We start from the raw sequence: 14,511 nt of genomic DNA, 5'->3' as shown, positions 1-14,511 counted from the left end.
GCCTTTTGGTATGTGCTGAAAACACCTGCCTGAGCGGCGCTCGCAGCTCCTCTCAGCGGTACAATATTGTGTGGAAGGCTAGACATCTGCAGAGTTTTAGCCGGCTCACACGATGACTGAAGCAGGAGAATTACTCAGCTGCGTCACAACCAAGCAAAGGGGCACATATGAAAATTCTGATGATCGGTGGTACAGGCACGATTAGTACGGCGATTTCGGGAAAACTCATAGCCGAGGGAAACGAGCTCTACGTGCTCAATCGCACGGGTTACTCGGATGTATTGGGAGATGCGCCCGTGTATATCACGGCGGATATGAATGGCGAAATTTCGGCTATCGAGGAGGCTTTGGAAGATACGGCGCCGGGTGTGATTTTTGATGCTGTGTGTGAATTCATTGGCTATGAAAAATCACAGGTGGAACGCGATTTTGAAATCTTCCACAAGCGTACGCATCAGTATGTGTATATCAGCTCCGCTTCCGCTTACGAAAAGCCGGTGAAGTCGCCTATTATCAACGAAGAAACACCGTTGCTTAATCCTTACTGGCAGTATTCGCGCAATAAAATTGAATGCGAAAAATACTTGATGGACAGATACCGCGAGGATGGATTCCCCGTGACCATCGTCAGACCAAGCCATACTTATTGCGAGCGTTCCGTGCCTTTGGGCTTGAACGGTCATCAGGGCAGTTATCAAGTGCTCGATCGCATGCTCAAGGGCAAGCCGGTGTTGATCCAGGGCGATGGCACCACCTTGTGGACCATGACGGATAGTCGCGATTTCGCCATCGGCTACGTAGGACTGCTGGGAAATCCAGAAGCTATCGGCGAGGTCTTCCAGATTACAAGCGATGAATCTTTGACCTGGAATCAAATTTTCCAAGCCGTAGCAGATGCGCTCGGCGTAGAACTCAAGCCGTATCATGTCAGCTCTGAACATCTGGCCGAGCTGGGCAAGCCATATGGATATGACTTCGAAGGCGAACTGCTCGGAGACAAAGCGTATACGGTGATTTTTGATAATGCCAAGATTAAAAAATTCGTGCCTGCATTCCATGCTCAAATTCGTTTTGCAGATGGAGTCAAACGTACAGTGGAGTATGTCCTGTCTCATCCCGAATGTCAGAAGTTGGATCCTGAATTCGACCAGTGGTGCGATCAGGTTATCGCAGCGTTCGAATCCGCTAAGCAAGGCGTGCTGAAGCGCAAATAATTAAAGTTATCGTAGAAATATTTCCAAATGCTGGCAGGGGAAAGCCTACTTCTGCCAGCATTTTCTCTGTTCTCGATGTGATATTTCAAAGGTGTGCACAAGGGAGAAAATATGCGCAAGGTCAAACTCTACATAGCCATGAGTTGGGATGGTTATATCGCGGATGCAAACGGCGGCATAGATTTCTTGCACGAGTATGATGACAGCGTGGACAGAGAAGGCACATACGACGATTTTATGAAAGACATCGACACAGTGCTCTTAGGATGGACGACGTATTATCAGCTCGTGACGGAGTTATCTTCAAACCAGTGGATGTATGAGGACTGCCAGAGCTATGTGTTCACGCATCGCCAGCAAGGGAGCACGGATAACATTATTTTTACAGATGCTTCGGTGAAGCAGATCGTTGACCAGCTCAGACGTGTCGAGGGGAAAGATATCTGGGTCTGTGGTGGTACAGAAATTGTGCAGCAAGCCTTGGAAGCGGATCTGATTGATGAATTCTATATATCTGTTATTCCCAAAATCTTAGGCGAGGGTATACGCTTATTTAAACATCTGACAACGGAGCATGCGCTACAGCTCACGGATACCGTGACTACGGGCGATATCGTCGAGTTAAGGTATACGCGCAAATAAGGCGTGTATAAACGAGCAACCGGTGGCGGACACGTGAATATCCACCACCGGTTGCGCTCTTCGTGGAGGGCTTTTAATCTGCCTGATGCGCCAGCTTATTGATGAGCTCAGGATCGCGCGTAGCGCCCTTATCCGCTGAGCGCGCAAAAGCCGCGTAAGCCTTCAATGCCAAGGACACCTTGCGGTCGCGATGAGGGCGGAAGCCGTAGCCGTTCTCAATAGCTTCACGGCGCTTCGCAAGCGTTTCATCATCTACATCCACATTAATGGTACGGTTCGGGATGTCGATCACAATCTTGTCGCCATTTTCCACCAAGGCAATAGGACCACTAGCAGCAGCTTCAGGCGCAATATGACCGATAGACAGACCGGAGGAACCTCCGGAATAGCGGCCATCGGTGAGCAAAGCCACTTGCTTGCCGATGCCCTTTCCCTTGACGAATGAGGTAGGGTAGAGCATTTCCTGCATGCCAGGACCGCCCTTAGGACCCTCGTAGCGGATGATAAGAGCCTGGCCTGGCTTGAGCGTGTCATTCAAAATGACCTCCACGGCCTGCTCTTGGGATTCCACTACCAGTGCTTCACCGGTAAACTTCCAAATCGACGGATCGACGCCCGCTGTCTTTACAACGCAGCCATCCGGTGCGATATTTCCACGCAACACAGCCAAACCACCTTCGGTAACGGATGGATGCTCAATATCGTGGACGGCGCCATTGATGAAATCGGTATCCAAGGAGTCGAAGCGTGCGTTCTGGCTCATACCTTCGTGTGTGCGCACACCACTTGGTGCTGCAGTAAAGAGGTCTAAGGCCTCATCGATGACCGTTTGACGGCGAATATCCCAATCGTTGAGCTTGGCTTCCAATGTTGGATAATCCACGGAATGCACATCGCGATGCAACTTACCACCGCGGTCGAGCTCGCCCAAAATGCGCGTAATGCCACCCGCACGGTGCACATCAGAAATCTCCCACGGACCCGATGGGCTGGCCTTGCAGATACACGGCACGGTGTGCGAAATGCGCTCGATGTCTTCCAAGGTAAAGTCCACATCGGCGCTTTGCGCAGCGGCCAGAATGTGCAAAACGGTGTTGGTCGAACCACCCATAGCCACATCCATAGTCATAGCATTTTCAAATGCATGCTTGGTGACGATGGAGCGTGGCAGAACGGACTCGTCATCCTCGTCATAATAACGATGAGCCAACTCCACGATTTTCTTGCCCGCCTTCTCAAACAAAGCCGTACGCGCAGCGTGGTCCGCAAGCGTAGTGCCATTGCCTGGAAGTGCAAGTCCCAGAGCCTCCATCAAGCAGTTCATGGAATTTGCGGTAAACATACCGGCACAAGAACCACAGGTTGGGCAGGCAGTGCGCTCGTATTCGAGCAAATCCTCGTCAGAGACATTGTCATCCGCTGACGCATACATGACATCAATCAAATCCGTGCTCTTCGTGGTGCCATCGGATAGGGTCGTGGTACCAGCCTCCATAGGGCCACCGGAGACGAAAATTGTCGGAATATTCAAACGCAACGCAGCCATCAGCATGCCCGGACTAATCTTGTCACAATTGGAAATACAAATCAGCGCATCGGCACAATGAGCATTCACGGAATACTCCACCGCGTCGGCGATGATGTCGCGGCTAGGCAGCGAATACAACATACCTGTGTGACCCATCGCGATGCCGTCATCGACCGCGATGGTGTTGAACTCACGCGGAATGCCGCCTGCCTCTTTAATTGCTTGAGAAACGAGGCGTCCAACTTTATTGAGGTGCACGTGACCTGGGACAAATTCCGAGAAGGAATTGGCGATTGCAATAATAGGTTTGCCGAAATCTTTTTCATCCACGCCAGCTGCACGATACAGAGCTCGTGCTCCGGCGAACATTCGGCCATTCATAACTGTAGCGGATCTCATCTTCATAATACGAATAGTAATCCTGCTCACAGTCTCAGAAGGTTTTAGGCTCACAACGTGGAAAGTTTACGATTGCGGTGAAGCTGATGTACCACGTGGATATGTGTGTGTTTTACTGTGAGAAAACTGGAATTTATACCGAGGTGAGGGTACACTTATAAAGATTAAATACCACATTACGTATGGGAGAAAAATGGCACTGGGAACTAACCCTGAACCACAGGGACTTGTAAATCCTCCATTAGATGAGCTCATGGAGCATGCAGATTCTAAGTATGCATTGGCAATGTTTGCAGCTCGCCGCGCTCGCCAGATTAACTCTTACTTTACACAGCTCAACGAGGGCTTGTTGCAAAATGTTGGTCCATTGGTGGAGTATCAGAATCAAGAAAAGCCATTGTCTATCGCTTTCCGTGAGATTAATGAAGGCTTGCTTGAAGAAACTTTGGGTGAAGACGAGTAATTTGGCTTCATAGCACGTGCTTGTCTGGTGAGGCATGCGTCCTTCGACCACAAGAGGCACGGCCTATGCTTGATACTTCACGACCCGCGTTCAGCGCCACAAGAGCGGCTGGCGCGGGTTTTATTTTCGCCGTTTATACTTGAAATATCACAACTGTTTACTATTAAGGGGCATGAACAGTGACGACAGCTCAGCATGATATCCATCTTTTTACTTCCGAATCCGTCACAGAAGGCCATCCAGATAAGGTGTGCGATCAGATTTCTGACGCCATTTTGGACGCGTATTTAGCAGCTGATCCTCATTCTCATGTGGCTGTAGAGACCTGCGCTACGGCTGGGCAATTTGTGATTTTCGGTGAAGTATCTTCGACGGCGCATGTCAATGTGTCCGCTGTTGCACGCGGTGTTATCGAGCGTATTGGATACACGGATTCTCATATTGGTCTGGATGCTTCCACGGTGGGCATTATGGAATCCCTCATCGAGCAGTCGCCAGAAATCAATCAAGGCGTCAGCACGCAGGTGCGCGCCAAGGCGGCGGGCTTGGGCAAGCTACACGATGCCGAGCAACGCTACGAGCTTCAAGGCGCAGGCGATCAAGGACTCATGTTTGGCTATGCCAGCGATGAGACGGATGCGTTGATGCCTCTGCCTATCATGCTGGCACACAAGTTGGCTTTTCGCTTGGCACAGGTGCGTCGCAACAATCTCGTGCCGCATTTGCGCCCGGATGGTAAAACGCAGGTAACCGTGGCGTATGACAGCGAGGAGCGGCCGTTATTCGTGGAAACCGTGGTCGTCTCTACACAGCACGATCCAGAGGTAACGCAGGAGTGGATTCGTGAGCAGGTACGCCAGCACGTGGTCGAGCCGGTGCTCAACGAATGGTGTGGTGACCGAGTGAAACATGATGCATACAAGCTGATGGTCAATCCGACGGGTTCCTTCGTCATGGGCGGTCCAGCAGCGGACGCAGGGCTGACTGGTCGCAAGATTATCGTGGATACCTACGGTGGCTCGGGCCATCACGGTGGCGGTGCCTTCTCGGGTAAGGATCCTAGCAAGGTGGATCGTTCCGCAGCTTATGCGGCGCGCTGGGTGGCAAAAAATATCGTGGCTGCGGGTTTGGCCCATCGCGTGGAGGTTCAGGTGGCATATGCCATCGGTGTGGCAGATCCCGTTTCTGTTTATGTCAATACTTTCGGCACTCAAAAAGTGGATCGTAGCATTATCGAAGAGGCCGTCAAGCGTGTATTTGATTTGCGTCCAGCGGCGATTATCGATCAGCTGGGTTTGCTTTCTCCTATTTACTCGCGCACGGCAGCGTATGGTCATTTCGGTCGTTCGGAATTTAGTTGGGAAAATACGGACCGTGTCAGCGAACTCCAGCAGGCGGTAGACGACGTCATGCATGAGCGCGAACTAGAGAATTAGCGGCAGATAACGTGCCAGACTTACATGGTGGGAATGCAGGGGATGCGAGCACAGATGCAAACGCATCCGCTCAGGCGCCTCTCCAACCTGCGTTGGAGGGTTTAGCGCCTCGAAAGCCTGCGAAAAAGCGTACGGCAGCAACACAGACAGCTGATCCGGCGCATACTCCTGCTCACGAATTGCCTATTGCACGCGTCGTTTTGGATGTGCAAACGCCACATTTAGGGCAATTATTTGACTATATTGTGCCCGAAAAATTGGCGGAAGTTGCCCAGCCGGGCATGTTGATTCGGGCGCGTTTTGGGCATAAACGCTGCTCGGGCATTATTTGGCAGCGCGTAGAAAAAAGCGCTTCGACGCGCTCGTCATTGAAGTACCTCGAACGTGTGCTGGGTACGTACGAACAGCTGAGCGAACGCATGCGGGCAGATATTGAGCAGATTGCGCATTTTTTTGGGGGCAGTGCGGCAAATATTGTGCGCTTGGCTGTGCCTCCACGTGTCGCTCGGGTGGAGAAAGAAATCGATTTGGCACGGCGCTCGGAACGCAGTATTGACGTTCTTTCTCCAGCCACTCAAGATTTTGCGGCAGAGGAGCAGCAAAAACTCGCAGCACTGTACCGGGGTATACCCGAGGTTGCGCGAGCACTCAGCACCTTCAGCCAGGCTTCGCATATTGTCTGGGATACGCTAGCTGGTGTGGGGCAGTGGCAGCGCGATATCGTGTGGGCGGTGGCTTTGGCGCGAGCAAAGAACCGGCAAGTAGTGGTGGTGCTGCCAGATATGCGCCATGTCACCCATGTATCCCAGGCTTTGGTGCAGGCTGGATTCCGCGAGTTTGCACCGCATCCGCAGCTGGGCATGTGGCGAGGCAATTTTGCGGTGCTCAACGCCTCCTTGCCAGCGGCCGACCGGTATCGCGCCTTTCTGGCGGTTTCACAGGGACTGGTGGGCTGTGTCATCGGTACACGTGCAGCCATGTATGCGCCCGTGGCGGATAATGCGGTTTTTATTTCCTTCCATGATGCCGTGTATCAAAATTGGGATGGTTTTACGCCGTATCCGAATGTCACCGATGTGCTGAGAATCCGAGCCGAGCGCAGCAATGCGGTGGTCATCAGTGCGGGATATGTGCGCAGCCGAGAAAATCAGTGGCAGGTGGAGAATCATCCGCAGTCAGTCATCGAAGTGCACGGCTTAAATGCGGTGGTCTCACAGCGCTCTGCGTGGATTCGGCATCTCAATCGTCAAGAATTGGAACGCCTTGCCGATCCGGCTATCGGCGCTCGTGTGCCCTCGGTCGCGGTTCGTGTCATGCGCAAGGCAGCGGAGAAAGGGCCCGTACTCTTATCTATACCCGCCCGATCACAAGCGGCGGTATTGTGTTGCTCCTCGTGCAGAAAAGTGGCACAGTGCAGGCGCTGCTTGGGGCCTTTGATGCCGGGTGGGCAGGCGTCGAATGGGCGTGCCATCTGCCAATGGTGTGGCACAGTGGCTGCGCAATGGTCCTGCCGCTACTGCGGCAATGCGAGCATGCGCTTGCTCCACATTGGCACCGAAGGCACGGCTCAAGAACTTGCCACGCTCATTCCGGGCGTGTCGATTGTGATTTCTACCGTGCATCAGGCTCGAGGAGTGGTAGAAGAAATTCCAGACAGGCCTGCGCTCGTTATTGCTACTCCGGGTGCCGAGCCCGTCATTCGCGATAAAAATACGGGGGATTTGAAGGGATATCAGTGCGTCGCCATAGTGGATGCGTGGACGAGCTTGTATGGCTCTGCTTTGGATCAGCGCATCGATACGGGGATGCAATGGTCCGAGGCCGCCGCTCTGTGTGTGCCCGCAAGTCAGGGGGGACAGGTGCTTATTCTTGGTGAAGCGGACGCGGTGGTGGCTTCGGCCTTAACGCTGAATGACGGCCGCGTGTTGACACATCGTGAAGTTCTCGATGCTCAGGAAACAGGCCTGCCGCCCGTCGTATCTGCCGCCTTAGTCTGGGGTGAAAAGGACAGCGTGGATAAGGTCATCGCAGCCGTGAATGAGGATTTCCAAGGGATGCCTGCAATTCAGAGCGTCATGGGGCCGCTTCCAGCAATTTTGGGACCGGTGCCCAAAGCGGCGCCTGTTACGATGCGGCAGTACTATATGGATGGCTTATATCAACGGGTGCAATGTGTGCTGCGAGTGGATAGAGCGCAGCTGCCACAACTGGTGGCATCCTTGCACAAGGCTCAGGCGCGCCACAGTGCCCAACGCAATGCGCCCGAATTACACTTTCACATCAATCCGAAAAACTTACTGTAGGAGGGGATATGACTCGAATTCTTTTTGCAGGCACACCACAGATAGCTGTAGAATCCTTGTATGCATTAGTTCATGCGGGTGGGGATATCGAGGTCGTAGGCGTGCTGACGCGGCCAGATGCGCCTCAAGGCAGAGGGCGAAAGCTGACGCCAAGCCCGGTGAAGCAAGCCGCTGAAGAGCTTGGTTTGCCAGTCATCGAAGCCAAGCCTACCTCCGCAGAGTTTTTCGAAGCCGTAGACTCGCTGCAGCCTGATATGGCTGCCGTCGTGGCATATGGCAATTTGCTCAAGCAAGAAGCCCTGGACGCGATTCCTGGTGGCTGGTACAACTTGCACTTTTCCTTGCTACCTTTGTGGCGGGGCGCGGCTCCCGTACAGCGTGCCATTTGGGCCGGAGATACCGTCACGGGTGCGAGCGTATTTCGCATTGGTCCGGGGTTGGACGATGGCCCCATTTTGGCACAGTTGACCGTAGATATCGGTGAGCATGAGAACTCTGGACAATTGCTGGAACGCTTGGCTCAAGATGGCTCACTGCTCCTGTGCTCGGCTCTGCAGGGTCTTATCAGCGGCGCGATTACGCCGCGCGAGCAGGAAGCAGGGCAATTCGAACATGCTGAGAAAATTCATCCACAAGATGCGCGTATGCGTTTCGATGTGCCGGCCTTCGCGGTGGATCGTCAAATTCGCGCGTGCACGCCACAGCCCGGCGCATGGACGGAGCTTCACAATGGCGACAATGAGCCCCTTACGCTGCATATCAGCGAGGCGCGCATCGACACGCAGTCTGAAATTCCAGATCTAAAGCCGGGGCAGTTATTTGCCAATAAAAAGCACGTCTGGGTGGGTACCGCCACCGATGCACTGGAACTGCTTGAAGTGAAAGCACAAGGAAAAAAGCAGATGCGAGCGGCAGACTGGGCACGCGGAGCGCGTCTTGAGGAAGGTGCTTACTGTGCATAATTCTCACACCGCGCATGCGCGAGGTCCACAGAAAAAAGCCAAGAAAGCGCTGGGGAAGGGCACACGCACGCCGAAAAACGCACGAACGGTGGCATACGAAGTGCTCAGCAAACTGGAGACGAACGATGGTTATGCCAATCTTTTGCTACCGCACACTCTCAAAGAGAGCGGCTTGAGTGCGCAGGATAAAAGCTTCGTCACCGATGCTGTGTACGGCACGTTGAGATGGAGATTATTCTTAGATGCCGTTATCGAGGCGGCACATAAGAAGCCTCTGAAAACAGTCAATACCAAACTGGTGAATATTCTGCGCTTAGGGGCGTACCAATGGCTTTTTATGGGCGGAGCGGCACATGCCAGTGTCAATGAAACCGTGAATCTGGCACGCAAGAAGGTAGGCGCGCAAACCAGTGGCTTTGTCAATGCGCTGATGCGCAAAATAGTGGCGGTGGATCGCCACCAGTGGGAGGTGAATATCACCTCTAGGATGCAGCCAGCGCAATTCGAACATGCCGAAGATTTGGACATCGCCCGAAAATCCGTGCGTTTCTCCCATCCACAATGGATTATTCGCGAATTTATCAGCGCCTGGCAGTCTGCACATTATGCGTGGAGTAGTGAAAGTGGAGATCCTATCAACGCGTTACTCGCCGCCGATAACGCGGCGCCGGCGGTTACCTTATGTGTGCGTCCGGGCTTGGCAGAGATGGACGAAGTGTATGACCAGGTGGAAGGCTTGGGCGGTACGGCTGTGCGTGGTGAATTATCGCCCTATGCCTTGCGCGTGCGGGGTGTCAATCCGCATAAGCTCAGTGCGGTGCGTGCAGGCACTGTGGGTGTAGAGGATGAAGGCAGCCAGATAGCGGCGCTGATGCTGGCTCTGGCGCCGATTCAGCACAAACATAAAGACGGCAACTTTACCGAAGAATGGTTGGATATGTGCGCTGGCCCTGGTGGAAAGACGGCGTTGCTGGCCAGTTACGCAGCGCAATCCGGAGCCCGCATCAGCGCGAACGAGCCGCATGAGCATCGCCGCGAGCTTGTCCGGGACAATCTCAAAGCCATTCCCGAAGGTACGGTTGCGGAGATTTACGGTATGGATGGTACGCAATTCGGCCACACGCAGCCAGAAAAATATGACCGTATCCTTGTGGATGCGCCGTGCTCTGGCTTGGGCGCCTTGCGCAGACGTCCAGAAGCGCGGTGGCGCAAAGAGCAGGATACCATCGAGGAGTTGGTGGAGCTGCAGAAAAACTTGTTGGTGAGCGCCTTACACGCCGTCAAACCAGGCGGCATCGTTGCCTACGTCACCTGCTCGCCCGTCCTTGCAGAAACGCGCGACATTGTCGATGACGCGCTGGCCGCGATGAGCAGTAGCCACATGAGCGTGGAACGTCTCGATGTACCGAGCATAATGACGCAGCTCAATGCGCGTATTCCCGTGCCAGAAGCCCTAGAAAATGGTCAGCCACAGGATATGCAACTCTTTGAGCATATACATGATACGGATCAAATGTTTATCTCGGTGCTCCGTAAAGCGCTATAAAATGGCGCGGCATAAAAATCCTCGGGCCTTTGAGACCTCGAGGATTTTTGTTGCGCTGTGGAGTCCTGTTTACTGGGCGTCGATAATATCCAAAGCCAAGGCCAGGTTTCTTTCGTCAATATGGAAAGGTGCTGCCTTGCGCGTGACCTCTTTCGCGCAAAAGGCAATCCCAATGCCCGCGGTTTGAATCATAGGAATATCATTCGCACCATCGCCGATGGCTACCGTGTGCTGCAATTCCACACTCTCGGCCGCCGCCCACGCCTCCAGCTGGGCTTTTTTGCTCCACTTCGTCACCACTTCGGAGCTGAGTGTGCCGTCCAATACGCTGCGCCCCTCGGTATCAAGGGTAGTGCCGAGGGCGTGTGCATAACAGTAATCGATGCCTAGCTCGGCCACGAGCTTATCTGCCACCTCATGGAAACCGCCGGAGACGACGCCCACCTTCCATCCACGTGCATGAGCCGTGTCAATGAGCGTGCGCGCACCTTTCGTCACATGCAGACGACGAAATACCTCATCAAAAATCGTAGTAGGCAAGCCCTTCAGCAAGCCTACGCGTTCATGAAGAGCCTGCGTAAAATCCATGCGTCCATTCATAGCGTCGGAGGTGATAGCGGCGATTTCTTCACCGAAACCGCAGGCGGCTCCCAATTCATCGATAACTTCTTCTTCAATTAACGTGGAGTCAATATCCATGACGATTATGCGCTTGACCATGCTTCGATACTAGCGTGAAAGAGCGAAATCCTGCGAAAGAGTTCACCTACAAGGGATGTCATAGCATTCTAGGTCGCAGTGAGGTAGCCTTTAAATATCTAAGGAGGAACTATGTCAACCGATGACGTGCAGATGCAGATGGATCAGCTTCGCCAGCGCAATCATTCATTAGCCCAAGCATTGCGCAAGGCCACAGATCAACTTCACGAGGCGCGCGAAAAAATGAGAGCTTTGAGCAATCCTCCGCTCAATCGTGCGATTTTTGTCAAAATTGACTCGGATAAAACCGTCGAGGGTTTGCGTCAGCTCACGCTAGAAGTTATCCTCAATCATCGCCATATGATTGTGGCTGCCACACCTGCCGTCAATCCTATGCAATTGCGCGCCGGACAGACTGTACTCATTGATGAAAATATGCGGGTAGTGCGCGCGGATGGATTCAGCTCCATTGGCAAGGTAGTCAGCGTTGCGCAGATGCTGCCTGCGTCACGTCTGCTTGTGCGCGATGCGAGCGGCAACCAATTCATCGTGCGCCGTGCACATCGCACCTTGGATGTCTCCCTTCAAACAGATGACACCGTGCTCTTGGACGATAGCGCAGAGTATGCCATCGATATTTTGGAATCTCATGAAGCCCAAGAATTACTCTTAGAAGAGTATCCGGATGTCAGTTTTGAGGACATCGGCGGATTGGACGAGCAAATTCACCAGATCCGCGATGCGGTGCAACTGCCATTTACACACCGGGATTTGTATGCGTTCTATGGTTTGCAGGGCGCGAAGGGCATTTTGCTTTATGGTCCTCCGGGCAATGGCAAGACTTTGCTCGCCAAGGCGCTGGCGCATGCGTTAGCCGTCGATGAGCAGGGCGCTTTCCTGTCTATCAAAGGTCCGGAAGTGCTCAGCAAATTCGTGGGTGAAGCGGAGCGCATGATTCGCATGGTGTTTTCTCGTGCGCGCGAAATCGCTTCGGATAATAAGCCGGTGGTGATTTTTATCGACGAAATGGATTCCTTACTGCGCACGCGTGGTTCGGGTGTGTCTTCGGATGTAGAAACAACCGTAGTGCCGCAATTTTTGTCGGAATTGGACGGCTTGGAAGATTTGAAGAACGTCATCGTCATCGGGGCTTCAAATCGTCTCGATATGATTGATCCAGCCGTGCTCAGGCCAGGGCGTTTGGATATCAAAATATATATCGGAGCGCCGGATGCTCAGCAGGCACACGATATTTTGTTGCATTACATGGATGATGCTATGGTTCAGGAGTCCGATATGGAGCAGCTTATCGACGTGCTGGTATCGGATATCTACAGTGACAATCGCGTGATTGCGCAACTGCACTCGGAGAGTGGAAATGTTACCATCCGTATGCGCGATCTCATTTCCGGAGCTAGGCTGAAAAACATTGCAGACCGTGCAAAAATGGCCGCATTAAAACAGTCCTTGGAAACACATGCGGGCATGGGCGCGGCAGACGAGCAGCACATCGTGCTCCTCAATCAGGACATTATTCAGTCCGCCATTCAAGATGAATTTATGGATATGTACAATACCTGCGCGCATACGGCTGTGCAAGGCTGGGCGTTGATGCTGGACTTATCCGGGCAAAGAATTCGCTCTGTCGCAATGGAAGGCACAACCGCGATGGAAGATGCGGCTGACCTAGCGGATGCGCAGCATGCAGATACGGAGCGCAGAGCATGAGCGTACGCAGGATAATCGGCTCTGAAACCGAATATGGCATTTCTAGCAAAGGCGGACAGTACGAAAATCATGTCAGCCTCTCTTTCGATGTGGTAGAAGCTTTTCGTCATATGCAGCCGGAACTCAGCCATGTGCGCTGGGATTACGGCAGCGAAGATCCCGTGCATGATGCGCGGGGCTACCACATGCCGCGTGCTCACGTGTCCTCAGATTTGCTGACGGATCGCGAGGAACTTCGCGCTACAAATGCGCCGCAACCCAATGGCGCGCGCGTTTATGTGGATCATGCGCATCCCGAATATTCTGCGCCTGAAGTGACGACGCCGCGCCAAGCCTTACTGTACAACCGCGCCGGTGATCTCTTGATGCAGACAGCGGTGACACAATTCGAGCAGCATACGGGCCGCACTCTCACGCTGTACCGCAATAATGTGGACGGCAAAGGAGCCAGCTGGGGCAGTCATGAAAATTATCAGGTGAAGCGCAGTGTGCCCTTTGACGATCTCGCAGGGCTGTTTATGACGCACGCCATTACGCGGCAAATTTACACCGGCTCGGGGCGCGTAGGACTGGGGAAAAAAAGCGAAATTCCAGGATTTCAGCTCAGTCAGCGGGCCGATTACGTTCACACAAAAATAGGTTTACAAACCACCTTCGACCGTCCCATCGTCAATACACGCGATGAATCGCATTCTACGGATGAATTCCGGCGTTTCCATGTCATTGTGGGCGATGCAAATCGTATGGATATGCCAGAACTTTTAAAATATGGCACCACCAGCTTAATTTTCTGGGCACTGGAGCAGTCCTGCGAGCGGGGGCTGGACTATCAGCGTTTCTTAGCTGCCATCCACCTGAGCAATCCTGTCGATGCTTTGCATCGTGTTTCGCATGATCTGAGCCTCAAAGAAAGGCAAGACATGCGCGCGGGAGAGCCTTTGTCTGCTTTCCAGCTACAGCTTCGTCTAAAGACCTGGGTGTACGAGGTGGCGGCACAGGTGTATGGCACCGATAGTCAAGGTGAGCCGCTCTGGCCGGATGAGGATACGCGTGAAATAATTCGTCTGTGGAATCAGGCTTTACAAGACGTAGCGTGCATTGCAACAGCGGATGAGACCGCACGTTTGACATTGACCGAGCCGGCACAGCGCGTGGAATGGTTCCTCAAATGGCAGATTATGGAGAGTATGCGGCGCAGAAAAAACACCGACTGGGCGCATCCTATGCTGCAAGCTATGGATATTTCCTGGGCGCGTTTAGAGGACTCATCGCTGTGGCAGAAAGTCTCCGCACGCTCGCAGCATCTGATAAGTCCAGAGGACATCGCCCACGCCGCCGCCCATCCGCCACAGGATACGCGTGCATTTATGCGGGGCTTTGTGCTGAAAAATTATGCACCTTACGTCGTTTCTGTGTCGTGGGATTTGATTGCTCTGCGCGAGCAAGCAGAGGATAAAGCGGTGATTATTTCGATTGATAATCCTTCTCAACACACGCAGGAAGACTACTCGCGCACGTTTACGGTTCAACCTAGTATTAAAGAAGTATTAGATTGGCTCAAAAATCAGGACACGCATAGGTAGGGAGGAAA

Annotated in this window: 11 protein-coding genes; 9 read left to right on the top strand and 2 right to left on the bottom strand. The window is 53.1% G+C overall.

What is annotated here, in order from left to right; translation table 11 throughout:
* Positions 1 to 167: 167 nt before the first annotated feature.
* Together D570_RS0103885 and D570_RS0103880 are read left to right on the top strand one after the other, a co-directional pair.
* Positions 168 to 1,214 carry an NAD-dependent epimerase/dehydratase family protein gene (locus D570_RS0103885; RefSeq protein ID WP_018143090.1) on the top strand — a complete coding sequence of 349 codons (1,047 nt, stop codon included), beginning with the start codon at positions 168 to 170 and terminating at the stop codon, positions 1,212 to 1,214.
* A gap of 111 nt (positions 1,215 to 1,325) precedes the next feature.
* Entirely contained in the window at positions 1,326 to 1,856 is a 531-nt protein-coding gene (locus D570_RS0103880) for a dihydrofolate reductase family protein (protein WP_018143089.1), read from the top strand.
* A 73-nt stretch (positions 1,857 to 1,929) separates the two neighbouring features.
* Here the strand turns inward: D570_RS0103880 and ilvD are convergent, their stop codons facing one another.
* Positions 1,930 to 3,789, bottom strand: a complete 1,860-nt coding sequence (gene ilvD, locus D570_RS0103875; RefSeq protein ID WP_026181854.1) for a dihydroxy-acid dehydratase — start codon at positions 3,787 to 3,789, stop codon at positions 1,930 to 1,932.
* A 187-nt stretch (positions 3,790 to 3,976) separates the two neighbouring features.
* On the opposite strand from ilvD, the gene rpoZ reads away from it, so the two are divergent.
* The 5 genes from rpoZ (at position 3,977) to D570_RS0103850 (ending at position 10,493) form a co-directional block, all read left to right on the top strand.
* On the top strand, positions 3,977 to 4,246 hold the full coding sequence (gene rpoZ / locus D570_RS0103870) for a DNA-directed RNA polymerase subunit omega (RefSeq protein ID WP_018143087.1): 270 nt from the start codon (positions 3,977 to 3,979) through the stop codon (positions 4,244 to 4,246).
* Positions 4,247 to 4,425: 179 nt separating this feature from the next.
* Positions 4,426 to 5,682, top strand: a complete 1,257-nt coding sequence (gene metK, locus D570_RS0103865) for a methionine adenosyltransferase (RefSeq protein ID WP_018143086.1) — start codon at positions 4,426 to 4,428, stop codon at positions 5,680 to 5,682.
* A gap of 11 nt (positions 5,683 to 5,693) precedes the next feature.
* The gene (locus D570_RS0103860; RefSeq protein ID WP_018143085.1) at positions 5,694 to 7,985 is read left to right on the top strand and encodes a primosomal protein N' family DNA-binding protein; all 2,292 of its coding nucleotides are present in this window, start codon (positions 5,694 to 5,696) and stop codon (positions 7,983 to 7,985) included.
* Positions 7,986 to 7,993: 8 nt separating this feature from the next.
* Positions 7,994 to 8,947 (top strand): methionyl-tRNA formyltransferase, encoded by a 954-nt coding sequence (gene fmt, locus D570_RS0103855; protein WP_018143084.1) that lies wholly within the window; start codon positions 7,994 to 7,996, stop codon positions 8,945 to 8,947.
* On the top strand, positions 8,940 to 10,493 hold the full coding sequence (locus D570_RS0103850) for an RsmB/NOP family class I SAM-dependent RNA methyltransferase (protein ID WP_018143083.1): 1,554 nt from the start codon (positions 8,940 to 8,942) through the stop codon (positions 10,491 to 10,493). Before fmt ends, D570_RS0103850 begins: the two co-directional genes overlap by 8 nt.
* A 69-nt stretch (positions 10,494 to 10,562) precedes the next feature.
* Here D570_RS0103850 and serB read toward each other — a convergent pair whose 3' ends face one another.
* Positions 10,563 to 11,213: a phosphoserine phosphatase SerB gene (gene serB / locus D570_RS0103845; RefSeq protein ID WP_018143082.1), complete on the bottom strand. Its 651-nt coding sequence runs from the start codon at positions 11,211 to 11,213 to the stop codon at positions 10,563 to 10,565.
* 111 nt (positions 11,214 to 11,324) lie between these two features.
* Between serB and arc the strand changes: the two genes are divergently transcribed.
* A complete protein-coding gene (gene arc, locus D570_RS08445) occupies positions 11,325 to 12,920 on the top strand; it encodes a proteasome ATPase (protein ID WP_018143081.1) in 1,596 nt (531 codons plus the stop codon).
* A complete protein-coding gene (gene dop / locus D570_RS0103835) occupies positions 12,917 to 14,503 on the top strand; it encodes a depupylase/deamidase Dop (protein WP_018143080.1) in 1,587 nt (528 codons plus the stop codon). The genes arc and dop overlap by 4 nt, the downstream gene beginning before the upstream one ends.
* The last annotated feature ends 8 nt before the right edge of the window (positions 14,504 to 14,511 follow it).

Origin of the sequence: Alloscardovia criceti DSM 17774, assembly GCF_000376885.1 — a bacterium.
In the GTDB taxonomy this organism is placed as follows: Bacteria; Actinomycetota; Actinomycetes; order Actinomycetales; family Bifidobacteriaceae; genus Alloscardovia; species Alloscardovia criceti.
Note: the sequence above shows the minus strand (reverse complement) of the source record. Positions and strands in the feature narration are given on the sequence as shown.